Annotated in this window: 20 protein-coding genes and 3 pseudogenes; 7 read left to right on the forward strand and 16 right to left on the reverse strand. The window is 62.4% G+C overall.

The window, feature by feature from the left end:
- Together VLA65_RS21680 and VLA65_RS21685 are read left to right on the forward strand one after the other, a co-directional pair.
- The coding region (locus tag VLA65_RS21680; protein ID WP_332603711.1) for an aldehyde dehydrogenase family protein at window positions 1-248 on the forward strand (248 nt) is incomplete at its 5' end.
- A 153-nt stretch (window positions 249-401) separates the two neighbouring features.
- Window positions 402-808 (forward strand): annotated as a pseudogene (locus VLA65_RS21685) (recombinase family protein); the annotation flags it as partial.
- A gap of 29 nt (window positions 809-837) precedes the next feature.
- Here the strand turns inward: VLA65_RS21685 and VLA65_RS21690 are convergent.
- From VLA65_RS21690 to argH, 8 genes are all read right to left on the reverse strand, one after another.
- Window positions 838-996, reverse strand: a complete 159-nt coding sequence (locus VLA65_RS21690) for a hypothetical protein (RefSeq protein ID WP_332603712.1) — start codon at window positions 994-996, stop codon at window positions 838-840.
- A gap of 886 nt (window positions 997-1,882) precedes the next feature.
- The gene (locus VLA65_RS21695; protein WP_332603713.1) at window positions 1,883-2,155 is read right to left on the reverse strand and encodes a hypothetical protein; all 273 of its coding nucleotides are present in this window, start codon (window positions 2,153-2,155) and stop codon (window positions 1,883-1,885) included.
- Window positions 2,156-2,617: 462 nt separating this feature from the next.
- Window positions 2,618-3,478 carry a polysaccharide deacetylase family protein gene (locus VLA65_RS21700; RefSeq protein ID WP_332603714.1) on the reverse strand — a complete coding sequence of 287 codons (861 nt, stop codon included), beginning with the start codon at window positions 3,476-3,478 and terminating at the stop codon, window positions 2,618-2,620.
- The gene (locus tag VLA65_RS21705; protein ID WP_332603715.1) at window positions 3,465-4,307 is read right to left on the reverse strand and encodes a polysaccharide deacetylase family protein; all 843 of its coding nucleotides are present in this window, start codon (window positions 4,305-4,307) and stop codon (window positions 3,465-3,467) included. The genes VLA65_RS21700 and VLA65_RS21705 overlap by 14 nt, the downstream gene beginning before the upstream one ends.
- Window positions 4,304-5,158 carry an ABC transporter substrate-binding protein gene (locus tag VLA65_RS21710; protein ID WP_332603716.1) on the reverse strand — a complete coding sequence of 285 codons (855 nt, stop codon included), beginning with the start codon at window positions 5,156-5,158 and terminating at the stop codon, window positions 4,304-4,306. Before VLA65_RS21710 ends, VLA65_RS21705 begins: the two co-directional genes overlap by 4 nt.
- Before the next feature lie 27 nt (window positions 5,159-5,185).
- Window positions 5,186-5,959 (reverse strand): amino acid ABC transporter ATP-binding protein, encoded by a 774-nt coding sequence (locus tag VLA65_RS21715; RefSeq protein WP_332603717.1) that lies wholly within the window; start codon window positions 5,957-5,959, stop codon window positions 5,186-5,188.
- Window positions 5,960-5,961: 2 nt separating this feature from the next.
- Window positions 5,962-6,882 carry an amino acid ABC transporter permease gene (locus tag VLA65_RS21720; RefSeq protein ID WP_332603718.1) on the reverse strand — a complete coding sequence of 307 codons (921 nt, stop codon included), beginning with the start codon at window positions 6,880-6,882 and terminating at the stop codon, window positions 5,962-5,964.
- Window positions 6,883-7,006: 124 nt separating this feature from the next.
- On the reverse strand, window positions 7,007-8,455 hold the full coding sequence (gene argH, locus VLA65_RS21725) for an argininosuccinate lyase (RefSeq protein WP_332603719.1): 1,449 nt from the start codon (window positions 8,453-8,455) through the stop codon (window positions 7,007-7,009).
- A 183-nt stretch (window positions 8,456-8,638) separates the two neighbouring features.
- On the opposite strand from argH, the gene VLA65_RS21730 reads away from it, so the two are divergent.
- The 3 genes and pseudogenes from VLA65_RS21730 (at window position 8,639) to VLA65_RS21740 (ending at window position 11,621) form a co-directional block, all read left to right on the forward strand.
- Window positions 8,639-9,376: a GntR family transcriptional regulator gene (locus tag VLA65_RS21730; RefSeq protein WP_332603720.1), complete on the forward strand. Its 738-nt coding sequence runs from the start codon at window positions 8,639-8,641 to the stop codon at window positions 9,374-9,376.
- A pseudogene (locus tag VLA65_RS21735) lies at window positions 9,312-10,216 on the forward strand (ammonium transporter). The gene VLA65_RS21730 and the pseudogene VLA65_RS21735 overlap by 65 nt, the downstream one beginning before the upstream one ends.
- Before the next feature lie 1,198 nt (window positions 10,217-11,414).
- Window positions 11,415-11,621, forward strand: a complete 207-nt coding sequence (locus VLA65_RS21740; RefSeq protein ID WP_332603721.1) for an Lrp/AsnC ligand binding domain-containing protein — start codon at window positions 11,415-11,417, stop codon at window positions 11,619-11,621.
- 149 nt (window positions 11,622-11,770) lie between these two features.
- On the opposite strand, the gene VLA65_RS21745 is transcribed toward VLA65_RS21740, so the two are convergent.
- Both VLA65_RS21745 and VLA65_RS21750 read right to left on the reverse strand, forming a co-directional pair.
- On the reverse strand, window positions 11,771-12,121 hold the full coding sequence (locus tag VLA65_RS21745) for a fibronectin type III-like domain-contianing protein (RefSeq protein WP_332603722.1): 351 nt from the start codon (window positions 12,119-12,121) through the stop codon (window positions 11,771-11,773).
- A 91-nt stretch (window positions 12,122-12,212) separates the two neighbouring features.
- Complete coding sequence (locus tag VLA65_RS21750; RefSeq protein ID WP_442880364.1) at window positions 12,213-12,494, reverse strand: glycoside hydrolase family 3 protein; 282 nt, start codon at window positions 12,492-12,494, stop codon at window positions 12,213-12,215.
- 743 nt (window positions 12,495-13,237) lie between these two features.
- Here VLA65_RS21750 and VLA65_RS21755 point away from each other — a divergent pair.
- Entirely contained in the window at window positions 13,238-13,735 is a 498-nt protein-coding gene (locus tag VLA65_RS21755) for a hypothetical protein (protein ID WP_332603724.1), read from the forward strand.
- A 272-nt stretch (window positions 13,736-14,007) separates the two neighbouring features.
- On the opposite strand, the gene VLA65_RS21760 is transcribed toward VLA65_RS21755, so the two are convergent.
- Genes VLA65_RS21760 through VLA65_RS21775 form a run of 4 tightly spaced genes read right to left on the reverse strand, consistent with a single transcriptional unit; the run spans window position 14,008 to window position 22,089 of the window.
- Window positions 14,008-15,204 carry a TIGR02679 family protein gene (locus VLA65_RS21760; protein WP_332603725.1) on the reverse strand — a complete coding sequence of 399 codons (1,197 nt, stop codon included), beginning with the start codon at window positions 15,202-15,204 and terminating at the stop codon, window positions 14,008-14,010.
- Between the two features lie 29 nt (window positions 15,205-15,233).
- Window positions 15,234-19,310, reverse strand: a complete 4,077-nt coding sequence (locus VLA65_RS21765) for a TIGR02680 family protein (RefSeq protein ID WP_332603726.1) — start codon at window positions 19,308-19,310, stop codon at window positions 15,234-15,236.
- The gene (locus VLA65_RS21770) at window positions 19,307-20,524 is read right to left on the reverse strand and encodes a TIGR02678 family protein (RefSeq protein WP_332603727.1); all 1,218 of its coding nucleotides are present in this window, start codon (window positions 20,522-20,524) and stop codon (window positions 19,307-19,309) included. Before VLA65_RS21770 ends, VLA65_RS21765 begins: the two co-directional genes overlap by 4 nt.
- Complete coding sequence (locus VLA65_RS21775) at window positions 20,521-22,089, reverse strand: TIGR02677 family protein (protein ID WP_332603728.1); 1,569 nt, start codon at window positions 22,087-22,089, stop codon at window positions 20,521-20,523. Before VLA65_RS21775 ends, VLA65_RS21770 begins: the two co-directional genes overlap by 4 nt.
- Before the next feature lie 486 nt (window positions 22,090-22,575).
- On the opposite strand from VLA65_RS21775, the pseudogene VLA65_RS21780 reads away from it, so the two are divergent.
- A pseudogene (locus tag VLA65_RS21780) lies at window positions 22,576-22,847 on the forward strand (ISL3 family transposase); the annotation flags it as partial.
- On the opposite strand, the gene VLA65_RS21785 reads toward VLA65_RS21780, so the two are convergent.
- Together VLA65_RS21785 and VLA65_RS21790 are read right to left on the reverse strand one after the other, a co-directional pair.
- Window positions 22,835-25,183 (reverse strand): hypothetical protein, encoded by a 2,349-nt coding sequence (locus VLA65_RS21785; protein ID WP_332603729.1) that lies wholly within the window; start codon window positions 25,181-25,183, stop codon window positions 22,835-22,837. The pseudogene VLA65_RS21780 and the gene VLA65_RS21785 sit on opposite strands and share 13 nt — an antisense overlap.
- Window positions 25,176-26,510, reverse strand: coding sequence for a hypothetical protein (locus VLA65_RS21790; protein WP_332603730.1), 1,335 nt, complete (start codon window positions 26,508-26,510; stop codon window positions 25,176-25,178). Before VLA65_RS21790 ends, VLA65_RS21785 begins: the two co-directional genes overlap by 8 nt.
- Between the last annotated feature and the right edge of the window lie 428 nt (window positions 26,511-26,938).

The following is a 26,938-nucleotide window of genomic DNA, read 5'->3' on the forward strand; positions in this document are numbered from 1 at the left end:
GCCTGGCCAACAACACCGAGTACGGGCTGGTGGCGTACGTCTTCACCCGCGACCTGAACCGCGGCATCCGGATGGGCGAAAAGCTCGAGACCGGCATGCTCGGCCTGAACGCCGGCGCCATCTCCAACGCCGCCGCACCCTTCGGCGGCATCAAACAATCCGGACTGGGACGCGAAGGCGGCCACGAAGGCATCGAGGAATACCTCTACACCCAGTACATAGGCGTAGCTGACCCCAACGCCGGCTGATTCGCAATTCCGATGTCTTGGTCCAATTTGTCCTGGGTGGATAACGCCCACCGGCTAAGAGACGTTGACGGAACCAGAGCCAGCGTAGCTGGGAGTCTCCTTGACGAATTTGTGGTCTCCGTCAACAATGGCAGTTTCCCCCCCCGAAAGGCCGAAGGCGACACCTTGGTCAACACGACGCTGGATCGCCTCGGGCGGTCTACCCAGAATATGCTCGTCTTCGCCGTCGGCTACGCGCTAAAGGCGCGGGCCTGCGCGTCTTGAACCTCGGCGGCGGAGACGTCGACACGGCGACACCCATGGGCTCAACGCTGTTCGCGGTCAAGGCCGCTCCCGCGCAAATGGAGCACGAGATCAAACGTGAACGCGTCAATGATTCGATCAGCAAACGGCGGGAGGCTGGAAAGGACCTCGGCGGTCGGCCGCGCCGGATCACAGACAGCCAGATTCGAAACGCTCTCCGTCTGGTCAAAGATGGCGAGCCCGCTGCGCAAGTTGCCAGGGATCTCGTGATGTCCCGGGCAACGTTCTACAGACGGTCGCGGGAACTCGCAACCTAACCGCGTCACGGGCTCGGCCAAAAGCTCCCCTATCGGTATGACGGACCAGGAAGGAAGAAGGCTGCGTCCGGCCCTAGGCCAATGAGGGCTCTGCTTCCGAGGAAATGGATGCCGGTCGCGGTCGCTTCCAGGGTGTGGAGTTTCTCGAACACTTTGCGCCGTTCATTGGGGCCGATGTAGTCAGCCATTGACATCCTTTCTGCGGGTCGCCGCACGTCCGGTTCATCCGAGGTGGAGCATGGACCGGGACTGATGGCAGGAAATCCCGTCAGGATTTTGAGGGCAATTAGGTGTTCAATAGCTGTGGGGGCGGGTTGCCCCCGGGGAGCTGCAAGGGGCCTGCACAGTAGGTCCTGAACCCGTGGTTCCTTCGGCGCTGCATTCGCAGGTACGGCCCGGATGAGTTCAGAATTTCGCCCTGGGATCCTTTGCGAAGCATCGGCACGTGCTGCCCCGGGCACCCGGCCCGCCCGGCCTGGGGAAGCGGTCAATTCTTGAGTGGAAAGCGGCTCCATTGGCATGGGCTGTTCCTTTTACATGTACTGCTTCTAAGCCCTGGACCCGGGCGTCGGAATGATCCGGGCGGGGGTGTGGGGGCGCCATATCAAAATTGCTGCTGGCCGGCGCACCGGAGACACCCCCCTGATGCTCGCTCAACGCGGCTCACTCGCCCATCTTTCGATGGTCGTGCCCGGGGGGACGTCACTGTTCAGACGCGCTTCATAGCGCCCCGGGGCCAGCCGCGTCACGGAGATGCCGACGTGTTGGGTCACCGCCGCCGGCTTTAGGAGACTCACCGCCTCCTCCAGGGCGGCATCTAATTCCTTTCGGGATTGAACGGCTACGACGAGACAACCGGGTGCTGCTTGCAAGGTCATGATCCTTACTCTCATGGTGGTGATACGTACTTTGGGCTCGCCAGATGCTCTTGGCGTCGAGGGGAGGAACGGCAAGACCACCGGCAAAGCCAACAGCAGCTGTGATCGAGGCCGGCCGGCCCCAGCGGAATCTAGGAAACCGGGTTTCCAACAGAAGAAGGGGGCGGACTCTGGAACGCCGAAGAACGGCGGCGCTTTACTGCGGAGAGTCCAATGAGGGTGGCTTCCACGTCCTCCAGGGTGCGCTGGATCCATGCGAAGCGGCCATGTCCTCGGAGCATCGAGTCGGGTAATTGGATGACGCCTCCAAGAGAACAAGTCTGGGGCTGATCTTGACGGAAAGTTCGAGGATCACCGCCTGGACCCTGGCCTGGGATCCGTCCCGCGACATGTGCGCGAAGGCTTCTTCTCCAGCGCCACGGGACGAGACGGTGACCTTGGGGGCCAGGTTGGAGGGGCTGGTGATCATCGATCTCTCCTTTGGATTGTTGAGGGTCTTGGCCCTCGTGGAAGTGCTCTCGATATGCAGAAAGGGTCGTTCGCGGTGGATTCCTCCCCCACCAGGCCTGGGGCCGCGGGGGCGCTGTCCGCCATCGGGTAGGCCTGCGGCTTCCCGATCAGCGCAACCAAATACGGGATGGCGGATTCCAAGTCCCCGTTCTCCCCGTCCGGGTGGCCCGGTCTTTGATTCCAATACGGTCCGCAGTCCGCCCCTTCCGGGCCCACAGACCAACCATGCTTAACCGCGAACGGCCCTATTACCCACACGTCGAGGGAATCCGGTGTCCCCCAAACGGTGTTTTGTCCGCCGACGTGGCGCAGGAGATTGCCAGTTCTTTCCAGGTCCGAAGAGCGGCCTGAAGTGACGGTGATGCCCCCTTCCGATCCTCGGCTTCTGTGCTCCGGGTAGATTCGAGAGGGTATCCGGCCGTCAGATCTCCTTTGGCCGTAGACCGACGAAGAGTGCGTAGGGGTGCGCAGTATCCGGCTCGCGATTGACGAAGAGCGCGTGGAGCTCGGTGCATGTGGTGAACCAGGCGTTGGTCCCTTCCCGTACCTCCTGCAGGAACCGTTGAAGCATCCGCGCGCGGCTGGCGACGCCCATGACCTCCGCGTTGACTCGCAAGTGCAACAGCGTGCCGTATCTCTCGGCGCCCCGGACCTCGCACCACCAGTTGGCCTCGACTGACTCGAGCGGAGCGATGCGCGCTTGACCGGGTGGGAAGGGCGGGTCGAGGTTGTAGCCGAAATACTGCAGGTCTTCGAGCTCATAGCGGAACGGGATCTCTATGAGATCGGTCCCGGTGAGGTGGAAGGGCATCTCGTCGGAGGGCAAAGATGAGGACCATGTGAAGCCTGCTCGTTGCATCGCCTCCGGGAACCCGGATGCCCATTCGCCGGCCGGAGTGCGGAACCCGGATGGTGTCTCTCCGATGATTTGCTGCACCGCGGCGCGACCCGACAGCATCTCCTCGATCTGGTCCGCGAGTTCGAGTCGGTCGAAATCTAGGTGCCGGTTTCCGTGCACACCGATGCCGTGCCCGGCTGCGTGCACCGCTCGCACCGCGTCCGGATACCGCCGTGCAATCTCCCCTGGGAAAAACCAGTCCGCCGCGACACCTAGGTCGGTCAGCAGCGCGAGCAGTCGCGGAACGCCGTGCTCGGGTCCGTACAGACCGGCCGAACGCGACTTCATACGGTCGACGTTCGACGGGTCGTCGGCCAGAAGCGGGAGGTCGCCGTCGACGTCGACCGTGAGGACGACGGCGAAGGCACCGTCAGGCCAGATCACGGAGTGCCTCCGCCTCGCACTCGGCTGCGACTTCGTCGGCTCGTTGGATGCGCACGTCCGCGCGCCCAACGAGGTGGCCGATGAACTCGTCCATCAGGACGGTGCGGCCGGGGGTGCCGATGATCTCGGGATGCCAAATCGTGGGGACCGTCAGCCCTTCTTCGGCCGCCGCGTCGATCTCGGCCATCCAGCTCCGGAATACCGGCGCGTAGGGCGCGATGCGATCGAGACCGCGGGGGAAGTCGGGTGCGCGATGATAAGCGAACGCCGCATAGTCGTCGAACAGGGATTTGGCGGGGATCTCGGTCAGTGCGACACGTGCGTGCCGGTACGGACGGTCGCCGCTGCGCATCGAACTCGAGTAGGTATAGCCGGCCTCTACGAGGAGCTCGAGCGTCTCGGGCGCAAGGTCTCCCGACGGTGCACGGAATCCCGACGCCGGCCGCCCCAGTATGTCGGTGAAGGTCCGCTGGCACCGCCGCAAGATGCCGGTCTGGGTCTCCCTGTCGAGACCGTAGAAGGTCTCGTGCCTGTCGCCGTGTCCGGCCATCTCGTGTCCCTCCTCGACGATTCGCCGGCAAAGGTCCGGCCAGGTACGAACGACCCATGCAGGGGTGAAAAACGTCGCTTTCACAGCCTTATCGCGAAGCACGTCCAGGATGCGCGGAACTCCGCGATGGGGTCCGGATGCGCCGAACGTGAAGTACCCGGGCCGCCGCCAGATCTCCCCCGAGATCAAAGCCTCATCCGTGGGGCCGTCGAGATCGAAGGCCAAGACGACCCGAGCGGAGGTGAACTCCGTCCGGGCCGTCGCGGTAGCTTCGATCACCCGGTGACCTCGTTGATTACCGGCTTACGCAGTCCGTCTTTGATGCCGTACTTCGTGAGGATCTTCTCGAGGGTACCGTCGTCGTACATCGATTGAATGGCCTTCTGGACCTCCTGGGCGAGTGGCGTGTTGCCCTTTTTCAGGGCCACCGAAAACGGCTGCTTCAACAGCACGCCGAGAACGATCTCGTACTTGCCCGGCGTCTTCTGCTTGAAGAACGCAATGTTCTCGGCGCCCTGCACTGCAAGCGCCGCCCGGCCCTGTTCGAGCTGCAGCCGCGCCGTCGCCCCCGAGTCAGTGCCCTGGACTTTGATCGCAGGCTTGCCCGCGGACTCGCACACCTTCTTGCTGTGTTCCAGCACCGCCGGATAGTAGTCGTCGTTGGAGGCGACCGCGACAGTCGCTCCGCAAACGTCCGTGTCCTGTTTGAAGTTTCCCGTTTGATTCGGAGTCGTGAAGAAGCGCGCCGTGGAGTCGTAGTAGTCGACCATGTCCAAGGTCTTCTGGCGGTCAACGTTGTCGGAGACGCCGGAAACCAGCACATCCACCCGGCCGGTGCGCACGGAGTTCATCAGCTGATCATACTTCTGCTGCACGAACGAAATCTTCAGGCCCATTCGGTTGGCGACCTCCGCGATGACCTCCGGCTCCGCGCCGACGAGCTTGTCGCCGTCGAGGTACTCCATGGGCGGGAAGTCCGGCGAGAGGCCGACGGTCAGGGTGCCCTTGGCGATCGTTGACGCTGCCTCCTTGGTGCTGGGACTCCCGCCGGCGGCGGACGTGCTGCATCCGGCCAGGAGGGCGATCGTGGCAGCAGCGGCGACGAAACCAATGAACTTCGTTGTTCTCATTTTCTTCCTTCGTTGTGATTGCAGGGACTATAGGACGCGTGAGAGAAAGGCGCGCGTGCGCTCGTGTTTCGGGTTGTCGATGACCTCGGACGGAGGTCCTTGTTCAACGATCACGCCATCGTCCATGAAGACGACACGATCAGCGACCTCCTTGGCGAAGCCGATCTCGTGGGTGACGACGATCATGGTGAGTCCTTCGCGCGCGAGCTCCTTCATCACCGAGAGCACGTCGCCGACCAATTCGGGGTCGAGCGCCGAGGTCGGCTCGTCGAACAGCATGAGCTCGGGCGACATCGCAAGCGCACGGGCGATCGCGACCCTCTGCTGCTGCCCGCCCGAGAGCTGACGCGGGTAGGAGGCGGCGCGGTCGCCGAGGCCGACCTGGTTGAGCAGACCCTGAGCGATCCGCTCGGCGTCCGCGATCCGGGCGCCCTTGACCAGGCGTTGCGCGTGCGTGATGTTCTGCATCACCGTCATGTGTGGGAACAGGTTGAAGCGCTGGAACACCATGCCCATCCGGGCGCGCTGCTCCGCGATCCGGTCCTCCGGGAGTTCTCGGAGCAACTTGGGATCGCGGGCGTCGCGGCGGAACCCGATGACCTGGTCGCCGACGTGCACGAACCCGGACGTGGGGCGTTCGATGAAGTTGATCGCGCGCAACAATGTGGACTTGCCCGATCCTGACGGACCGAGGATGCAGACGACCTCACCCTTCCGGACGTCGAGGTCGATGCCCTTGAGTACCTCGCGGAGACCGAATGATTTGCGGACGTCCCGCAACTGCACGAGTGCCGATGACATGTTCATTTGATCCCTCCCGGGATGCCGAAGAATCGCCTGGCCCGCTGGATCGGGGTAAGCGGAAGCGACGCGGTCGTGCTGCCGCGTGCGAAGTAGCGCTCGATGTAGTACTGGAACACCGAGAGCACTGAGACGGCGATGAGGTACCAGGTCGCCGCGACGAGCAGCAACTCCATAATCATGTTGTTGACGAGATAGACGTGCTGCGCCTCGTTCAGGATCTCGGAGACCCCGATCGCCGAGGCCAGCGAGGTCGTCTTGAGCATGCCGATGACCTCGTTGCCGACCGGTGGCAGGATCACGCGCATCGCTTGTGGGAGCACGATCGTGCTCATCGTCTTCGTGCCCTTGATGCCCAACGCCTTGGCGGCCTCAGCTTGTCCCTCATCGACCGACAGGATACCGCCCCGAACCACCTCGGACATGTACGCGGCCTCGTTGAGACCGAGACAGACGATCGCCGCGACTGTCGGGGTGACGAGATCGACGGTGCGCGCCTCAATCAATCCAGGGATCCCGATGGACGGAACAAACAGCGCGATGTTGAACCAGAGAAGCAGCTGCAGGTACACCGGCGTCCCGCGGAAGATCCAGACGTAGAGCCACGAGATCCCCAAGAGGACCGGATTGTGCGACAACCGCATCACCGCAACCAGGACACCGAGCGCGATACCGATCGACATAGAGACGATCGTGAGGATAATCGTGAGGACGAAGCCAGCGAGGATCGAAGGGGCCGTGAAGTACTGGCCGACCGTGGGCCAGTCGATCTGGCCGCGCGCGAAGGCGATCACGATCGCCGCGAACACGGCGATCGTGATCGCCCCGGCCAGGTAGCGGCCGACATGCTTCAGATGTACGACCCGGTACTCCGAGTGGTTCAGATTGGCGACCCGGTGCTCCGAGTGATGCAGGCCGGTCATGAGAGTGCTGCCTTCGCACCGAACACTGTCATGTGGGCGGCGACCTCGCGCCGCAGCCGCTCCCGTTGCCCGTCCTGTCGAGACGGCGCGGTCCCGTTGATTCCCGACCGCCGGGCCANGCCGGTCATGAGAGTGCTGCCTTCGCACCGAACACTGTCATGTGGGCGGCGACCTCGCGCCGCAGCCGCTCCCGTTGCCCGTCCTGTCGAGACGGCGCGGTCCCGTTGATTCCCGACCGCCGGGCCACGGCGGACTCGAGGGTCAGTCGGTCGAGAACATCCGCGGTGATCCGGGGGTCTATCCCGGCAAGATCTACCCCGCTGAGCCCCTCGATCCCAATGCCGCGCTCCTCGCAGAACACGACTGCGCGTCCCGTAATGTCGTGGGCCTCGCTGAACGGGAGCCCCTGCTCGGCGAGCCAATCGGCAAGCTCTGTCGCCAGAGTGAAGCCTTGCGCGGCCTGCTCGAGCATTCGCTGCGGCACGAGCCCCATCGTGCGGACAAATCCCGTGATGGCGGGCAGCACCTGATCGAGCACTTCGGAGGCGTCGAACGGGAAGAACTCGTCCTCCGAGAAGTCCCGATTGTAGGAGAAAGGCACCGATTTCATGACACCGAGCATGCCCAGGAGGTCCGCATGGAGGCGACTCGCCTTCCCCCGGGCGAGCTCGGGGATATCGGGATTCTTCTTCTGCGGCATGATCGAGGACCCAGTGGAGAAGGCGTCGTCGAAGCGGATCCAGCCGAACTGTTGCGACCCCCAAAGAATCAACTCGTCCGAGAGCCGGGAAAGATTCGTGCCGATGGACGCGGCCGCATAGAGAAAGTCGATCACGTGATCGCGGCTTCCGACTGCGTCGATCGAGTTCGCGACGACGTCCCGGTAGCCAAGCTCGCGGGCCATGGCGAGCTGATCGGCGTGGAAGGAACTGCCGGCCAGCGCCGCAGCGCCAAGCGGCGACAGCGAGACCGCCTCGCGGGCGGCGCCGAGACGCACGAGGTCGCGCGCCAAGGTCTGCGCATGGGCCAGCAACTGGTGGCCGAACAACACCGGCTGGGCGGGCTGCAAATGCGTGAAGCCGGGCACGATCGCATCACCAGCGTCCTCGGACCGAATGATCAGCACCTCTATGAGCTGCTCGAGTTGTTCGGCGATGACGTCGATCCGCCCACGGAGCCAGAGCCGCAGATCGTTCGAGGTCTGATCGTTGCGGGAGCGGCCGGCACGGATCTTGCCGCCGATCGGACCGACCCGGTCGAGAAGGACACGCTCGAGGTAGCCGTGGACGTCCTCGTCCTTCGGGGAGGGTGCGATGCGGCCAGCCTCGTGATCGGCGCCGATCTGCTGCAGCGCTGAGGTTAGAAGGGCCCGCTCCTCGGCCGTGACTAGGCCGCATCGCTCCAGCTCGCCGAGGTGTGCGACCGAACCACGAATGTCCTCAGGTGCTAATGCGAAGAACTGCGCTGGCGACCGGGAGATCCGCTCCAGCGCGGGGTCGGGGCCGTGTATGAAACGACCTCCCCAAAGCTTGCCGGCGTCGTGTACGCCGCCCATAATGTCTTGGCTCGTCACAGTGGGACTCCTCCTTGAGATCACTTTGATCATCAGATCGATAATCAACACCAATTATCATACAATCTGAAGTGTATGGCAATGTGTGACATCACGAGTTGCCGTGTAGCATTGCTACGCGATCGAGTCATTGCTTGGACATTGACGCAAGAACCTTTTTCGGACATGGACGGTGAGGTCAGGATGGCGAACGCAACGGAGGGCATTGTGAGCGGTGCGGACGGGCGCATTCACGTGCCCCGGCGGGTCGCGGCGAAACGGAAGAGCCTCGCGGCTGGTCCGCCAGCCTCCCGGTTCCTGGCAGACACGGTGAAGCAGCTGATCCTCAACGGCGAGCTGCCCCTTGGTGCGCCGGTCACCGAGAAGTGGTTGACGGAGCGGTTTGATGTCTCCCGACCCACCGTGCGTGATGCGCTCAACCTGCTGGTCGCCGAAAGATATCTCGACCAGGAGCCCTACAAGAGCGCCCGCGTGCGGTCCTACTCGACCCGCGAGGTCGCCAACATCCTGGAAGCCCGCCGGCTACTCGAGGGCTATGCGGCCGGTCGATGCGACCGCGCGTCCGAGGACGCCCGCACCCGTCTTCGCGAGGCGTTCGCCACCTATGTCCGTGAGTCGGTCGCCGATCGGCGTGACGCTGCGGCCATGGCGGATATCGAACTGCACGTCGCGATAGTCGGGCTCGCAGGCACGCAGGAGCTAGAGCATGCAGAGCACGACCTCGCGATTGGAACGCTTCTCCTCGAAGACCTCATCAACTGGCGGCTCCAGGACTCCGAGAAGATGTACTTGGAGTATCTCCGGCTGGTCACGGCACTCCTCGAACCGAACCCGGAAGAGGCCCGCCGGTTGAGCAATGCGCACATCGACACTCTTCTCGCCGCTGCCTATCGTCAACTGCCGGAGGAGACCTCATCGTGATGCCAGCCGACGAGCTGACGGGCTGAGCCCCGTCAAGCTCCGCACTCCGAACGGTTTCTGTCAAGGGCGAAGGGAAACCCCGGCTCCTTTGGCGCGCTCAGGGCCCCCGGAAAAGGCACTCGGGGAACCGATTTTCGAAACGGTCCGGCGCCAACACACCAAACCTCACAGCAGGCCGCTGGTACTGGTCGGCGCAGGACTCCTGTGGGCCGGCTGGTTCGGCTTCAACGCAGGCTCGGCCCTCACCGCGAGGCAGTCCGCCTCGGTGGTGTTCCTGAACACCGCCGTCGCCGCAGGCGCCGGCCTCCTCGCATGGGCCCTGGTGGAACGCATCCGCCTGGGCAGCGCCAGCAGCATGGGCGCCGCCTCCGGCCTGATCTCCGCCCCTGTCGCCATCACTCCCGCGTGCGGGGCCGTCTGCCCGCTCGGGGCTCTCGCCATCAGTTTGATCGCCGGCGCCGTCTGCTCACTGGCCATCGAACTGAAGTTCCGACTGGGCTTCGACGATTCACTCGACGTGGTCGGCGTCCACCTGGTCGGCGGCATCCTCGGCATCCTGCTGATCGGCTTGTTTGGGACGGACGCCGCCCCGAACAAGGTCAACGGACTCTTCTACGGCGGAGGTTTCGGCCTGCTCGGCATCCAGACTATCGCAACCCTGGCTGTGCCGGGTATTCCTTTATCGTCACGTGGGTCATCGCGAAAGTCCTGAACGTCACGATGGGGCTGCGCATCCACGAGGCAGATGAACTACGCGGCATCGACATCGCGGTCCACTCCGAAGCCGCATACCTCAGCGACGAAGAACCCGTCGAACTGGGCTCCCTGCACCGCGGATAGCCGAAGGCCGGACGGGCTGTGACCTACACGGGCCATGAGGGGAGATCGCTCGCAACTGTGGTCCACGCGAGCGTTGTAGTGGGTAGCGGAGCGGGCTTCGGCATCTAGTTCGAACGCCGGGGCTCCCCGTCGGGTTCGAACCGACGGTGCTGGGCTTCCTTTCAGGTGCGACGCTCCGCAGGTTCCCGTCAATTTCCATTAGGCGGCGGCCCTGCGTTGCGGGACGGGTTTGCCGGGGCCCACCTGGCCAGCCCTCGCAAGTTCGAAGGTTGGGAAGCATCCAGAGTGTACCTAACCCGGAAGGGTTCAACGCCGCTTGCCGTTCGGCCGCTACATTGTCGCCGGCCGATCCTCCGCGCAACCGGGGCGCCACGCGCCGCACACCATCAGAACGACGCAGAACCTGACGATCGAGCCCCGGCACATCACCGGGGGCCCAACGCAGTTGCATGACGCTTGTCTTCAGTTGAAATGCGCAAGCACTGACCGGGCAGCGAACTACTCCCGCCAGCTCGGGCAGAAGCCATGCAGTCCGACCCCTACCCCGCCATGAAGAAGCAAGACCACAAAACGCCCCCGACGGGCCTATAAAAGAGCTGATTTGCGCAAAGTCAGAGAGCCAAAGGCCCCCTGACCTGCTCCGCTGTTTCATTCTGCTTCCTTCGGAGATTGTTCGTGCGAACGGCGCCCTAACGCGCACCATGAGATCTGCATGCTCCTGCCTAATGGCGGCGGCGCCCGATTGGGGGGTCCACCGCGGCATCCGCTGTGAGGGGCGGCGTGCTCCGGCCTTTCCGGTTTTCGGTATCTGAATTTGAGCGCATGGTCGTCATTGAACGATCGGCTCCTTCCTTATGCCCCATCATTGATTGTTGCTTTGCTGATCGCGGCCGCTCCGACACCCCCAATTGTCGAGAATGGCCTTGTACTTCCCTGAATCCATCAGTTGCTGGATCGCCTTCTGGAGAACGGAGCGCATATCGATGCGGTCCTTCGCGACGGTCATACCTGCCCGGGCCGGACCGATGATGCCGCCCGCAAGGTCGTAGTCGGGGTTTTTCTTGCCGAGATAGAAGTCAATGAGGTCAACCTGGGCCCGTTTTCCGGCCGATCGGTTGACCAGTCCCAGTAGGCATCCACCCTGTGGGTCTGAACAGACGGGACCGATTGGTCGAAGGCTACATTCTCCAGGTCCACTTTGACGCCAAAGAGTGGCTGGACTGCATGCGCCATGATCATGGCGGCAGGCTCCGTCGACCTGCTCGTCGAGGTCATCGCCACCAACCCTGACGATCTCTACGAAATCATCAACCGCAGAATTCGCACGATTCCCGGCGTGCGTGCAGTTGAAACCTTCACCTACTACCGAACACATACCCAGCGATTCGCGTGGGCAGCACATTAGACCCTAGGGGTATCCTTAGCCCGGGATCGGTCGGAGAGCTGCGAAATTCGCAAAAACGTCCATGCTTGCTGCGGTGCGTTTCCGTGAAATCCCCGGACGATATCAACCAGTGACCACCATTTCTGGGGCCAATGTGGCATGGGAGCCGGTCATTGAGAGTGTCCTTGGACGAAACGGGATGCGGCGGACAGCTGTGACTCGGCATCCGGGATCAGTGGCGGGATCGTCGGATCACCTGGGAGGGTGATGGCTTGGTTGAGGCGGATGTCCCGGGACGACGCCCCGATCTCGATACGGAATTCGCCGCCTTCCCGGCGCCATAGTCCTGGGCGGCCTTCGCCACCGTCAGCCAGGGCGTCCCAGTACGCGAAGTCCCGGTTCTCCAGCGTGAATTCAACGCGTACCATTTCCCCTGGTTCAAGGTAGATCTTGTCGAAGCCTCGAAGCTCCCGTAGCGGACGCTGCACCTCCGCGGCCGGATCGCCCACATACAGCTGCACGACCTCCTGCCCAGGGCGTCGACCCTCGTTGGTTACGAGGCAGGACACGTGAATACGGGCGGAGTTTTCGTCAACTATCTGGACGGTCAGATCAGAGTACGCAAAGCTTGCCGAAGGGGTAGCGGACGGCGCGGTGGAGTGCGTCATACCAGCGATACCCGATGAACACTCCCTCGCCGTAGAGAACGGTTCCCCGTTCCCCTAGCCAGTTGGGTTGTCCGGGTGTGTCCTCGAGCCGCAGGGGGAAGGTTTCCGCTGTCTTGCCGGCAGGGTTGACCCGTCCGAACAGTACGTCGGCGACGGCGGCTCCGGCTGCCTGTCCGCTAAGCCATGCCTCGACGATACCGTCGACTCTGTCATGCCAAGGGTCCATGCTGACGGCTGCGCCATTGGAAAGAACCACTACCAGTGCGGCTCAAAAGCCGGTTTCATCATGTCGTACCCAAAATCCTGAACCATGAACAGGTGTTGGCCATCCACGACCAACCAGACAGAACCGGAACGAGGAACCGCATAACCCCACCCCAGAGCAGGTGGAGGGTCCACCAGCCAAGGCCCTGAACCCGCCACCCACACATCTTCATAGGCCACCGCGGCGGCCAGGCCACAGCCCGCGCCCCCAGCGTCAGAGGCACTTGTCAAGCTTTGTACACACGTTAAAGCAAAAACCCCCTCTGACGAGGGAGAATGCTGTGCCCGAGGTGGGACTCGAACCGCATTCCCGGCCTTGGAAACACCGGGAACTCTTGAAAACATAGGCAATACGAGCCAGTCCGGCCGATGTACGGCCCAGTCCGACGGCAAAAGTGTTGACACTGTCAACACTCCGATTTCCACCCTTCGAGCAGTGCTTTATGTAACCGATGGGCACCCGATACAGGGTGCCACTCCCGCGTGACGCAGAACTAAATCGGGATGGGATTTCCGCCATGGAGTTGCCATCATGATTGGGCGGATATCCTGAGCCGCCACCCACTGGCCTGCCGCAGGTAGGATCAGGCCCATGGCAAGGCTAAAGGGTGAAAAAAGTTCAGGACCGACATTGAAGTACTCGACGCGTTCCGCTACCTGGCCCGAGACGTTGTCGCACACCCTTTGGTCGTTAGCCCCAAACCCATGGCATTCAATGTCACTCTCAAGGCTCAAGGCGTCACGGAACTCGGTTGGGATAACCCAGCGAGTGCACCTTGGGTGGAGCTAGCAACATACGTGCGAAAACTGGAGATATTGGAAGACGATTCCACCAATCTGACCAAGGTTTTGATCATCATCGGCAAGAACTACGAGTCGCTGCGCCCCGAGGTCAAGGCAATTCAGGATGAGGTGTCTGAGTGGCGGGGATCCAGCAAGACTCAGGTCCTAACGCAGGCCGCAGACGGCTCGCTCAGCGTGCAGTCCAATTCCGAGGCCGCAGAGCTCGTGATCAATGGCAACCTATTCCACGCAAACGCTGACCTCCTGAAGATTTGGCGTGGCATGGACGACTTTGCTCTGAGCTATTGCGTGGCGGCCGCCAAGGACTGGATTACAACTGCCGGATTGTTGGTGAAAAGAACATCTGGGCTAATCGAAAGGGCCGTTCCAGAATCTTTTTACCCAACCAGCCCTGAATGACAAAGTCTGCGATTCCGCCGAGCCTGCAACCATGCTCGATCCCCAAACTGGAAAAACGACTCGAAAAGAGCCGATAACAGCAAGGAATGTCACAGAAGCGTCACCAGTTCCCATACGCGTTCCGCGAGGCTGAGCGGCGAGGATGTCGATGTCATCATTCTCCTCAGCGACGCGAGGTTGGCGCACGTTCGTTCAGATGCGGGAGACGTTGTGCGGCTTCAACGCCACGAGTGGCCCGGGGGACGGGCGAGAAGAGTCGCCGACGACCCAAATTATTGACTCCCAGCTAACGCATCAAGAATCAGCGGAAGCACAGATTCCTCGTGTACAGCGCGGCCGTGACTTCGCATGGCCGCCCCCAGCTCTGGATCCCAGGCGGGCTCGATCTGTTTGGCGACAAATGCTGGGCCATCTGGTCGCACTGTGTGCAAATAGTCGTCGGCTGTCATCCGCCACGGCCGGGCGGCGAACCTCGTAATCACGCGGTTGGCTATGGCGATACCTGGCCAGTCGAAATCGCCGTGGTAGTAAAGGTCGGCGCCAGCCCTCGAGAGGTTTCCAAGCACCTTGTCCACGACCAGATTTGGCTCCCCGGACGTGCATACCGCCGCCCAGCCATCCATGCCGCGCTCAGCCAGACCCTCGATAACCCGTGGATTCTCGCAAACAAGCACCGCTGTTCCGGCGGCCGACGCAAACGAGCCGATCCTCCTGAGGTCCCATTCCGTCACATGCACCGGATCACCTGCGTCGGCCGCGTCGTTCAATCGTCGCCCAGTCGGTTCCCGGTTCCCGACGCGAATTCGCCATACAAGACAGGTCCGGGAGAGCAGGTCCGGCTCAACACCATGATTCGCCCACAGCTGCTCTCGATCGCGCGCGCCGTCTGGGATAGGAATGCCCGCGGCAGCTGCCAAACCGCGCAGAACGACCTGATGGAGCAGTCGGTCGCGGTCGAGTGCATGCGCGTCGCCAAGGAGCCTTGCGGCGAGTTCCACCCTCGACTGCCCGACTGGGGCACCTTCCGCATCGGTCAGCTCGCTGAGCACCGCCGCCGCGTCCCGAATGGCGCGCTCGGAGTCCTCTCGGTTGGTGAGCAGTCCCGTGCGTCGGAGACCGGCAATCCACTCCGATGCCCATGTCGCCTTCACCAGTTCAGCGGCAAGTTGCAGCGGGCGTTCGCGTGATGCCTCTCGTGCGGCACGGGCAGCTGGTCTGCTCTCCGGCGGTGTTCCATACAGCGCCGCGAGCACCGCCTCCAGACCGCCCACACCGGACCGCTCGTTCAGTCTCACGTCGAGCGCTGCGAGGTCGACCCGAACGGTGTCAATCGTGATCATTCGACCCAACAGCGCCCCAAGCGCATGACGCTCGTCGCGAGTCGCCGGTCGCACGAGGACCTTCCCGCGAGCGTCGAGTCCCGCCTTCTCGAAGCGTGCCCGGACGAGGTCCCACACTGGCCTCAGCATGGGATCGGATATCCACCCTGGCAGCACGGTCATCCGAGTGCTTGGAGTGCTCGGCCGTCCCAGCGATACTCGTACTGTGCGATTCCGCGCTGGCTCGGGTCACGCAGGGCTTCGTAAATGGCCAGCGAAGGCACTGTCTGGTGGTCGCCCCATAACCGCTCACTAGTGATCACAAAGTCAAGGTCGAGCTGGACCAGCAGCCCGAAAAGCAGCGGGTGGGTGCGCACGTCGATCTTCGGGAACGCGTCATCCAAGAGCACCAGCCGCGGCGCGTGCGGAGCAGCACCGGCGAGCGAGGTGAAGTGGGCAGCAGCGGCGGCGAAGAGCGGTAGATAGCAGAGCACCTTCTGCTCACCCTGGGACAGTCCCGACCGCCGGTGGAGCCGCTCCCAGTGGCCGGGCTTTTCCGGGCGGGTGTATCGGATGGTGAAATCCGACCAGGTGCGGTAATCTAGGGCGGCGGCGAGGTGCTCGCCATACGACAGCTCCGGTCGCTCCGCCCGTGACGCCTCAATGAGGCGGTGAAGTACGTCACGGAGCTTGGCCCGCTCCTCCGGGATCAACGCGCCCACGGGCTGGGCGAGCAACCCGACGGCAGCTCGCGCTTCTGCGGGAACATCGTCACGCAGCTTCCAGTCCAGCTTGACCCGTATGCCTTGGGACGTGGCGACGTTACCCAGCTGGTCGTTCATGGCTACCACGAGCTCGTCGGCATCGCGACGGCACTTTCTGATAGCGTCACCGAGTTCGCCCAGGATGTGCTGTTCGAACTGTTGCTTCTCCCGATCGGTGAGCAGGCCCCGGTCGCGTTCCACCGACGCGCCTACGCGCTGAGCCAGAACCACGACCGCAGCGTCGCCTGCGTCGTCTCGACCGGTGACGGCGAGCAGGGGGCCGAACTCCGACACGACCGGCTGGTGGTCAGCGGCCGGGCCGCTGACGGCCTCGTTATAGCTACGCCAAACGCGAGTGAACGCGGTGCTGACATCCTCCTGGCTCAACCCAGCCAGCACTTCGGCAGCTGCACCGACCTGCCGAGCCACGGGTTCGCCCGGCTGGTGACCCTTGAGCCCGGACACCACCGCCGCGTCCTCCTGCGTCGCCCTGGCGGCCTCGAACATTCCTGGAACTGACCCGACGGCGACCAGGTTTGCGAAGATGGCAGTGCGCCCGTCGAGGTGTTCTGTCAGGCGTGCCCTGGCGTTGCGTGAATCGGCTTCGGCTACGCCGTAGGCCTTGATGAGCGCCTCGACCTGCGTCGTTGCATACTCCTCAGTCGCTTTATGGGCCTGCTGGGACTTTCGCACCTCGCGAATCTTCCGCTCCACCTCCTGGACTGAGTCGCCGACGGAGGCGCGCAACGCCTCCAGCGCGGCCCGCGACGCGCTTGCATTGCGCGTGGCCTCCCTTTCTGCCGTTTGCTCCTCCGCCCGGGCAGCCGTCGCCATGTCCACCTCGCCAAGTGCCTCTATCCATAGAGCCAGACCGCCGCGGATCGACCTATTCTGGCGCACCGCCTCTTGGAGCTGCTCATCAAGACCGCGCAGCTCCTGTTCAGCGGATTTGAGGCCGCCTCGGTCCGCGGGTAGTTCCTGCTCGGCCGCCAGGCGCTCCAGTACCTCGCGGGCATTGGCGGCGGCCGTGCGCGCCGCGTATGCGGAAGCCTGAGCGGAGCGGTTCTCACGTTCCTCACGCTCCTCGGCCTCGCGGCGTTCCCCCAGTCGCGTCCACGCACTCAGGAGGGCTTGCCCGGACGGCACGGACGCGACCCAGTGATCAAGCTGGGCGATGGCGGTGGAGAGGCCTGCATGATCCCGTTGTGCCGTATCACGGGCCGCGCGCTGTTCGGCGAGCCCCGCGTCAAGGATCGCAAGGCGCCGCGTCCGCTCTTGAGCCCGAGCGGTTGCTCCAATGAACTGCGCCTGCCGCTTGGCGGCGCGGCCCTGGGTCGGCCCAAGCCGCCAAGAACCGTCGGGCCTCATCCAGACAAGGGCATCAGGGTCTCTTCCGGTGCCGATTGCGTCCAGCACCCGTCCTACGTCGTCCGCAGTCAGGTCACATACGATCGGGAGGTCCGGGACCAAGATCCCCGCGAGTGTGTCGTCGGCGGGGCTATTAAATGCTGTGGCGGAGAGGACCACGTCAAGATGCTCCGGATCGAGCAGCAGCCCGCCGGGACGCACCCAAGCGTCAAGGAGTCCGGAGGCCTGAAGTGCGGCTTCCAGCCCTGCGCGGGCGTCGGCGTCGAGCCCTGATTCGAAGTCGATGACCTGCCACAGCGCGCGGCCGTCGGTCCGCTCGGTGCGGGCCAGCACCGGCGGGGGCGGAGCCGGGTCACGTTGGGCCTTGACCTTGACCCGTTCTTCGGTCAGCCGCTTGATCTCGGCCTCGGCGCTGTCTCGGCGGGCGGCGGCCTTCCCCTGATCTTCGTGCAACGTCGCCAGTCGTGGTGCCGCGCTGGCCTTGGCCAACGGGGCAAGGCCGAGCACGGACTCCTCGGTCAGCTCGTCGGGCTGGACCATCTCAGTCGCGGGCAGCGTAGTGATCCAAGCTGCCAGCGCGGTGGTCAGCGCCTCGGCTTCGGCTCCCGCACTGAGCTCGGCTTTGACCCGGGCCTCGCGTGCGTCTTCCCAGCGGGCTTCGACGGTGGCGGCCTCGTGCTCGGCCTGGCCCTGCGCTGCCAGCGCGATGTCGGCATCGGCGAGGGCACCGCGGACGACTCCTATACCTGCTGTGCGTCGGCTCACGGCGGAGCGTGCGAGCTGCACCGACTCGAGGCTCTGGTCCAGGGCAGCTGTGAGCACATCGAACTGCTCGACCAGGTTGAGAATCACGCCGTCGAGTACTGCTGGCACTGGCACGCTGGAACCGGGGACGGTCTCGCGTTGGCGCCGATCCAGTTCCCGGAGTCTTGCACCGTGATCCCGCAGCCCCGTCTGGGCATCATGGGCGCGGCTCCGCAGCGTGTCGAAGCGTCGCTTGACCTCCTCGGTCTGGCGGTTGAGGCGGTGCTGGGCCTGCTCGGTGAACTTCGCGTCGCGGGCGGAATCTGCCGCAAGTTCGCCCAGCCGGACCTGGTTGTGGAACTCGGGGCTGGCCTCCAGCGTCCGGAGCCGCGCGTCATCGTCCTGGATCCCAGTGCGTGCCGCGTCCCGCTCCCCTTCAGCCGCGGCCTGCTGGACGCTGACCGCTTCCATCCCTCTCTGGGTACGCTGGACCTCGGTGCGCAGCCGGCGCTCGACCTGCAGTGCCTCCATGACCTCGCGGGCCCGCTCGGCCACTACGGCCCGGGCATAGCTGGCGTAGGCGCCGGCAAGTAGGCCAAGCGCCTCCGCCGCGGCCGCCCGTCGCTCGATTTGCTCGCCGAAGGCTGTCAGCTCGTCGAACGTGTCACCGGCCGAGCGGACTGCCTGCTCGTCGAGCTGCGGCAGGGCCTGCGAGAGCTGTTGGGCCAGCTTAGCCGGCTCGATGTCCTCGCCGACCTGAGGCTGGCGCAGCCAGTAGAGCAGCCGCAGCACCTCGTCATACTGCGCGGCGTCGAGACCGAACAGGGCCCGTCCGACATACTCTTTGTAGGCGGCCGCTTTCTCAAAGACCTGACCGTGGGTGCCGAGAATCTCCTCGAGCCGAGGCCGGGAGAGTGGACCGGCGTCGTCCTCGAGGACGAGGTCGTGACCAATCCGGTGGCTGGTCGCGAAATGCCAGGCAGTCGCGGTTCGCGCCGTCGCCGACGCCCGTATGCCGATACCGCAGGTGAACGCCTCTTCAGTACCATCGGTAGTGGTCCGCAGGAACTCCACCCACACGTAGCCCACCCGCGCCTGGCCCTCATAGCCGTCAGTCATCAACCACAGCAGGCTTGTGTGATGCTTGGCCGAGGCGGTGATCCGCGCCTTGTCACCGTCTAGGGCGAAGGGCAGCAGCATTTCCAGAGTCTTGGATTTGCCTGCGCCGTTGGCTCCGCGCAACAGGAGCCGGCCGTCGGCGAAGCCGAACTCCTGTTCGTCGTACTGCCACACGTTGAGGATCCCTGCCCGGTGAAGCCTAAACCGCTGGGAGCCGCCCGGCGACGGGGTCTGGGCCGGTTGCGCTAAAGCCATAGTCATGATTCCTCCTCCTGAAAGAGGGAGCGTTCCCCGGACGGCCCCGCCGCCCCGAGGAGCTCCGGTCGTGGTGCGTAGCGGGCGGCAGCGGCGTGCACGAACAGCCCTCCCTCGTCGCGGCGGACCAAGCCGGCGGCGGTGAGCACGGTTAGGGCCTCGTCGTACACCGAGTCGGGGTCGTCTCGGTGTGCTTTGCGCAGCCCCCGCTGCCAGGCAGCGAAGACCCGATCGCCAGCGTGCCGTGCGGTCGAGGCAGCCACCCGGACCCACGCCATGCCGTGCAGTTCCGAGCCGTTGTCCCAGCGCAGCACGTCGACTAGCTCGTCGAGCAGAAGGAGAGCGAAATGCTTGGCCGAGCCCAATCCTGGAAAGCCGAGATCGGTCAGTTCTCCGCCGGGGTCGATCGTGACTGCTCCCTCGGCTCGCAGCTCCAGGTCCAGGCCGAGATGGCGGCGGTACCACTCGCGCTCGCGCTCACGGTTGCGCTGCCACCAGCCGAGCTGTTCCTCGGTGAGGTCTTCGGTTGAGAGCACCGGCCGTTCAGTCAGGCGTCGCCGGATTGCGACGCGGGCACCACCGGCGGCCGAGGGCACCGCCGCCACCGTGAGCAAATCCTCAGGGCGTTCGCATCCTCCGAGCGGAGCCGCGACAAGTACGGCGAGCCGGTCGCGGTGTACGTCGAGGAGTGACTCGGTACGACGTTCGGCCCAGTGCTCCAGGTCGCCGTCACGTTCACTTAACACACCGAGTTCAACGAGCGCGATAAGGGCCGAGTGGAGCGCACGTCGCTCGTGGATGCTGTCGAGATCGACGTCAATGCCGGCGTCGACTGCGGCCGAACGAACAGCGGCGACCAACTCGTCGACCATCATCTGGCGGCGAGACTGGGTGAGCGCGGCAAGAGTGAGCGCGAGCAGTGCGTAACGGCGCGGCGTGAATAGTGCGTCGTTTCGGCGCCGCAAGCCACGACTCGCGTCAGGCCCCAGTCCGGTCTTGTAGAGCCGGGCGAGTCCTGGCTCCACGACCAGCCGGTAGCCCAGGCTGTCGGCGAAGAGACGAATCAGCTCGTCTTGGTGACGACGAACCAGGGCCAGTTCGTCGGGGTGGGCGTCTGCATGGAGCAACGGTGTGCGGAGCATCGACCGTGCAGCGTTGCGAACGTCGGCCTCGGCTAACAGGTCCGGAGTGGCCGCGGGTCGCTCGAAAGCATGGCTCATGCTTCGGCCCGCCGCTCGGCCGTTGCGGCCCTCTGCTGCTCTGCGCTGGTTGTGGTGAGGTCGACAGCCAGATCGCGGAGGGTCAGGATGCCCGATGGACTCTTGATGCTTATCGAAGCCCCGGGCGCCGCGCGCAGCTCAAGGCGAAGTACGGCGTCATCGACGCGTGCCTCGCTCCAGGTCGGGGTCTCGGTCGACAGCGGGCGGCTGTGACGACCGAGCGCGTGGGCATAGAGATCGAGGAGGGCAGCACGTGCGTCGTCGCTGAGCCGGGCCTCTCGCAGCGGCCCGGCATGGGATGCAAGCTCACGCATGGCCTCGGTACGGCGGCGCTGCTCCAGCTCACGCTCAGCCAGTCGTGCCTGCTTTGCAGCGGAGTAGTCCACTCGGGCGCCGGCCCTGCCGCCTGTCTTGCGTTCACCATGGGTCCGAAGCCCGACCGGAACTTCGGCGACCGGCGCCATCCACCAACTCTGCGTCGCCGGCACCGGGTCACCTTCGGGGTCTGCCGCGAACGAGAGGTGCCTGGCCGAATATAGACCGAAGGCCGCCGCCCAGATTTCATGGGCCCTGTCGTCGTCGGCAGAGTCAAACCATCGAGCAAGGCGAATGAGATCGGCGTACCGGCTCTGCTGACGGTCGGCCCCGGCTGCGATGCGCCGCAGGTTGGTCAGCAGCGATCGCATCGCGTCGGTGGCAAGCAGTCTGACATTCTCGGCGTCGGATCGGCGGCCGTGGGATCCGACGAACCAGGTGTGCAGGCTTTCCCAGTCACCTGCCTCGAGTCCGGTGGCGCGTCGGGCCTGAACGCCATCGAGTCCCACCAGCCGCTCATCGGCGTTGGCTCGTGCACAGAGAGCCGGGACTAATGTCTCAAGGTGGCCGAGCCGGTCGCCGACCTGGGGCATGTGTCGCGAGATCTCGTCGACGAAGCGTTGGAGATAGTCGATCAGTGCACCCTTGAACATCACGAACTCATCGCGGCCGAGGTCGAAGCGAGTCAGCACCTGGGTCAGGTAGGAGTAAAACTGGCGGGTGGATGAGACCAGCACCTCGAACTGGGCGAACAGCGTGGTGATGCGCCCTGCCACGTCGCGGGGATCGGCGGCCTCGAGCCCATGGGCCGCGAGCCGCGCGAGCTCCTCGATGCCAGCGAGAATTCCGGGAAGCATCTCGCTGGAGACCTCCCGAACCCTATCGGTGTGGGCGAGGAGCTCCTCCACCTGCCGATGAACCAGCTCCCCACGCGCGGTCAACTGGTAGCGTGCGCGGTTGGAGAGGTAGTCCCGAACGCTGCGCGCTTCGGTCTCGCGCGGGCTCCGGGCAAGGTTGCCGTGTTCCACCAAGTACGAGAGCCGCAGGTCGACCGTGTCGCGGTCGAGGACGAGTCCCAGTTCAACGAGGCGGTCGGTCACGTCATCCGCGGACTGGTCGGACAAGAAGCCACTCATTCCGCTCGTGAATAGGCGCATGATCGCCAGGTACGTCGCCGACTCCTCGTTGACGGCGTAGCGCAAAGCGCCCAGCGTCTGGCGCTCTCGCGGATCCATTGATTCACCGGTCATGCGGGCACGCTAGCAACGAGCCCCGACATTTCCGGCACGCATTCGTGCACAGGCATTGGCTGACCCGCCGGAAGTCCAGGGTCGGCTCGCAATGGCATAATCGGCTCAGGATTCCGGGGTAGTTGGAAGTCAATTGCCCGACCGGTGGCCGAAAAAACACCGGGTCCAGTTCGCTTGATTTGTAGTCGCACTCGGCCAACAAGTCTGGCCGAACCGCCGCCAGCGAAGTCGGCAGCGGCACTCCTTCCGTTGTGCCCATAGGTTTACCACCTGTCTGTGGTGCGGGGTCAGTGGAGAGAGCTAATCACAGATCCGAAGAAAATCCAAGCTGCAATTTTGCCGATTGTCCAAACTTAGGATATAATGCCTGACCTTCAGCATTTAACTCAACCATCATTTGAAGGCTCACACACAATGCCGGCGGGTGACCCGACGTTTCAGGTACCCTACCGAGGAAGGGCATCCACGACCTAGGCGGTCTCACATCACACCGGGCACGATCTGCTTACCGACATGCAGAAAGACAGGTTGCAGGCCCTGTTCGCCGCAGACAACCGCGCCGAAGGTGATGCGCCCTGGGATCTACCAGCGCATCATCGCCGCCTACCGCGAATCTGACGGCACGAGCAACTGGCCCACAGAAGCACTCAATGGCCGGGTCGAACACCCCGGCGGCTCCGCCCTCGACCAACTCCATTGCCCGATCACTCCTCGAGACCGGCGGATTCAGCCAACAGCTACACCCTCAAATACGATGAGCCGGCTTTACAATGTGCGTGAGGTAGTGCAGGAAAAGTCGAAGGTACGGCTGGACTTCGCCTTCAATGTCCTTTGTCGATTGGATGAGTTCCTCAAGGTGCGAATCCTTGATTCTTAGAAAGCCACCTTTCTGCTGAGTAAGGCCTCCGCATAGGCTGATGAGGAACTCAACCACGCCATGCCCCTCTTCATCGCCATACTTACGAATTGACTCCAGGACAGTATCGCGAATGTCTGCGCTGAGACTTGAATCAGCCCGAAAATCGAGCTCCATATTGAGCGCAGACCGTAGAATACACGCTTGAATTATTCCATCATTGAAGCGGTGAAAGTTCTCAGGTGAGAGTACATATCTCGATCCGCCCTCGTCCATGAGTAGGTATTTGCCGTCGGTAGTATGCCTCGCAGCGTGCAGCACAGTGGAAATTGTAAAATAGACTTCATCTTCGGTGATTTGCTCTGTCGCGGAATACGGAAAATCCCAGAATGCAAAGTTTGGATTCAGCTGGAGCCGTTCCACCGAGCCCCCGGTTCCATACCACGGCGGCACAAACAGTGGCGCGCCCTCTCCTGTTTTGCCAATCTTGGCCAGCTGCTCCAGGCGACGGTCGACAAGGTTGTAGTACTCGCTTCTATGCGGGTCATTATCAGGAAGTGACAACGCGAATTCCTGAACGCGCGCCAAGAGTTCTTGTTCACGCGCCCAGGCATCTTGGCCACCTCGGTTCGGGTCGCCTTCCAAATACCACACACAATCAATCGGGTAGTGCTTTGCACCAGTGGGGCCAAACTGCAGGGTGCTGAGAAGCCGATCCCACCTGACCTTTGTGCTTGGCCGGCCGAGCCCAATGAAGTAGGCAATCTCACCACCATCATGAAGACGTCGAAGTGCGCGGCTAACAGTTTGGAGCTGCCGCCCACCAACTACCGTGCCAGCGATAACCAAAACGTAGCCCGCTTCGAGCTCAGGTTGGGGTAAGCTCGTCAGTTCCCTTTCCCCATGAATAGGGACACGTCCTCCCGTTCGCGCTTCCAATAACTGCTGGGCAATTTCCGCTATCGAACGAGACTCTGGGTCGTCGAGGACAACTATTTGCCGAGTCGCGAGTGGGATAAATCTCTCCAAGCGATCCCGCACAGCTGAACGAATTTGTTCACTTTGGAACGCTCCACCATCCAGGAGATGCGCAAATCTGACTAGAGTCGTGCGCACGGCAGGATTAGAAGCAAGGTCAGAGGCCCGTACGCGAAAAACATCCTGCCCCAGAAATTGTTTGACGAATCGGCTGAGGTTGCCAGGCGCATGCTTCTTGACGATGAGCCGCTCATTTAGGGTTCCCGATGCCGGCAGAAAAGCATCACCCTCCAGGCGAATTGCCGGCTGTCCATTGCTGCAGAGCTTACAGTCGTCTTCTCCCCAGGATCGCCAAGGCCTTATGTATCCTTGATCAGAAGTGGCCTCACTTCGGTCAGTGAGGTCGCAAAGGACACTAAAGTCCGAAGGCCTCTCACCGACGAAGAACAAAATTAGTTGTCGGTTCCTTGGAACGGAAAGCGACTTTTCAACTTCCGTCGCTAGAGCACCCGAAGTGCTGGCGGAAACCAAAACAATGGTTTCCAAGGGTTCGGAAGTGTTGTAGTCGCGCATCCCTTCGTAGCCACCGAAGCTGTCGATTATGTAGTCCATAGGGGCCACTGTCAGGCGCGAATGTAGGTTTTGAATCGCGTAGCCTACTGCCGAAATCGAGCCACTATCCACAACGATCTTCTTGAAGGCGAGCTTTGAGGTCCACTTGAGGCATGCTTGGGCAACGAAGTAGGCGGTGAGGGAGCGAGTCAACGCATTGCCCGCTCGCAAGAAGTTTTCGGAATGCTTGCCACTCGGCTTAACGAAGTGATAGCCCCCTCGAGAGGTCAACAGCGCTCCACCCGCTTCGAACACCAGGCGCAGTCCGGATTGCACTACTTCCGACTGAACCTCCTTTATCACGTCATGCAGCGAAGTCCCCGAAGCAATAGCCCAAGCTCCATCGAGTTGAATGGAGCCGTAGTGTACTTCCGTGAATGCTGAAAACTTTGATGCATTCCTGAGTTCGTGGCTGAGCGAGATCGACCTGACATCGTCTGCGAGATCAGCTGGGGCAATTACCAACAACTCCTCCGACTGAGGAACCTCCAGAAAAAAATCTGCTAAAAGGTTGGCAAGTTCTTCGCCAGTCGCCCCGGACATCGCAAAAAATGCCACCGCAAGCGAACGCGGTCGGTCTCCAATCCTGGCGCGGTACTCCGTAAGGTATATAAGGAAATGCTCGGAGAGCCGTACTGACTTAGGCATTGTTTCGGAGCGCTTTCAATCTGTAGATAGGAAGCACCATTGTGACAGCCGTTCCACAAGTGCCAATCTGATCGGACTCGCCGTCGCTTGTTTGGACCAAACTTTCAAAAATCCATCGGTCAGCCTCGCTGTCGCCTCTCCCGAAGGGTCTCGAAATAAAATCGCGCGAAGTCTTGGTCGTGCCCGTGCTTATTCGTGCGTAGCCGCCGAGCATGGAAAGCAACGCCTGCACGTTCTGCAGTCCCTTTCCCCGCAGAGGTCTTCCCAGCGTAGTTCCCCGTTTTGCCAGTGCGGCCTTTATATAGGCCACGTCATCGACTTTGGAAAGCGAGTTTGACTGGTTTCCTGATGTCCAAGACTCTCTGGGGCCGATACCTGGACCGCAATCCAAGACAGAAACGACCACAAATCGAAGCTGGTCATTCGCTAAGCTTCCGGCCAATCGGCCACGATTCATGTTGACTGGAGCCAGCGCGGGGACGCTCTCGAGATAGCTCCTTAGCTCTGCGTCATCAGGATCTACGGAGAGGAGGTCGCCGCGTTTCTCTTCTAGCGCCCTGATGTGGAGCATTCGGACGGATTTTTCCAGTTTAGTACCATCCACGCGCTTCCGCGCATGCACATGGGTATTCTGGAACAGCTCAAAAATGATTTCACCCAAAGGAACTGCTGCTTCGTTGATCACCGGATCACTAGCAACTTGTGACATATCACAGACTTTGAATCCCAAAGGAAGCCTAATAGTATCCAGCTCCTCTTGAGTTCTATTCTCTAGCCCCGGGAGATAATACTTGGGCTTCACTTTGTCATCGATGACGAACGGCTCTTCGTCATAAGTCGATCCCTCCCTATATAGAGACAGGGGAAAGGCAAACCGTGGCATATGGTCAACTGCCATGATTGACCGGGTCGTTCCCACGCGTAGGCCGGATCGCTTCTGAGGCAGGTCAGCTTTGTCCTTCAACACAAGAGGCAGCAATGCCTTGATGTTGAGAGTGATATCCTCACCACCTGCGTCGGCTATTTCAGTGGCGAACAGACAAGCCGTCAAAAGGCATTCATTGCGATCGAGCGTGTGGAGTGTCAAGTCCCTATCTTGGGTCAAGAAAGTAGAAATAGGGCGCTTTGAACCCAGCTGCCCCCACGTGATGATCGCCTGAAGAAGGGCAGGCTGGGCTGTAAGACTCCTGGTCTTGATTTTGCTAGGAATCCTTAAAGTCGGTGGAGCTGATTCCTCAGCGAGTAATTTAAGCAGCCGGTCGACAGCATCGTTCGAGAGTGAACTAGGGACTTGGAAGGCGCGGTTCTGCTCAGTTTTCCTGATCACGGGGTCTCCTCAAAAAAATTTCCAGCTTCTGCCCAACACTCCGGCAACGCTAGCAGACCTTGTTTGCTGGATGAAGCTTGTTGACAGTTTGAAGGAGCATTCATCCTGCTAAACATCGTCGGTCCCCCATGTGAGGTGATTCTCACCGCATGGATCTTCTTACCTCGATCGCCAACTCACCGGAAAGCAGGTGCCCCAGGCCACTGATGTGCATTCTTTCCAGCCAGACGAACAAAACCTGGGCGGAGAGAACTTTTCTGAATTGGCGGGAACTATCCACTCCGGAGTCACCGCTCATTTACTTGGACATCTGACCTGACTTTGGTCACCTTGTCTCGGTTTGAGGGGGTTTGGGGCGCTGATCTGCGGCGATGCCTCAGGGGATGGGCCATTTGAGGCACTAATTGGTGTCCTAGACTCGGGTTATG

This window comes from Arthrobacter sp. S2(2024), from assembly GCF_036662515.1.
Classification (GTDB): Bacteria; Actinomycetota; Actinomycetes; order Actinomycetales; family Micrococcaceae; genus Arthrobacter.

Bases quoted from the DNA above. Each gene is read 5' to 3' on its own strand.
- VLA65_RS21720 (WP_332603718.1), bottom strand. From the start codon at position 6,882: ATGACCGGCCTGCATCACTCGGAGCACCGGGTCGCCAATCTGAACCAC.
- VLA65_RS21695 (WP_332603713.1), bottom strand. From the start codon at position 2,155: ATGATCACCAGCCCCTCCAACCTGGCCCCCAAGGTCACCGTCTCGTCC.
- VLA65_RS21730 (WP_332603720.1), top strand. From the start codon at position 8,639: ATGGCGAACGCAACGGAGGGCATTGTGAGCGGTGCGGACGGGCGCATT.
- VLA65_RS21690 (WP_332603712.1), bottom strand. From the start codon at position 996: ATGGCTGACTACATCGGCCCCAATGAACGGCGCAAAGTGTTCGAGAAA.
- VLA65_RS21765 (WP_332603726.1), bottom strand. From the start codon at position 19,310: ATGACTATGGCTTTAGCGCAACCGGCCCAGACCCCGTCGCCGGGCGGC.
- VLA65_RS21785 (WP_332603729.1), bottom strand. From the start codon at position 25,183: ATGCCTAAGTCAGTACGGCTCTCCGAGCATTTCCTTATATACCTTACG.
- VLA65_RS21710 (WP_332603716.1), bottom strand. From the start codon at position 5,158: ATGAGAACAACGAAGTTCATTGGTTTCGTCGCCGCTGCTGCCACGATC.
- VLA65_RS21750 (WP_442880364.1), bottom strand. From the start codon at position 12,494: ATGGACCCTTGGCATGACAGAGTCGACGGTATCGTCGAGGCATGGCTT.
- VLA65_RS21755 (WP_332603724.1), top strand. From the start codon at position 13,238: ATGGCATTCAATGTCACTCTCAAGGCTCAAGGCGTCACGGAACTCGGT.
- VLA65_RS21770 (WP_332603727.1), bottom strand. From the start codon at position 20,524: ATGAGCCATGCTTTCGAGCGACCCGCGGCCACTCCGGACCTGTTAGCC.
- VLA65_RS21715 (WP_332603717.1), bottom strand. From the start codon at position 5,959: ATGTCATCGGCACTCGTGCAGTTGCGGGACGTCCGCAAATCATTCGGT.
- VLA65_RS21775 (WP_332603728.1), bottom strand. From the start codon at position 22,089: ATGACCGGTGAATCAATGGATCCGCGAGAGCGCCAGACGCTGGGCGCT.
- VLA65_RS21760 (WP_332603725.1), bottom strand. From the start codon at position 15,204: ATGCTGAGGCCAGTGTGGGACCTCGTCCGGGCACGCTTCGAGAAGGCG.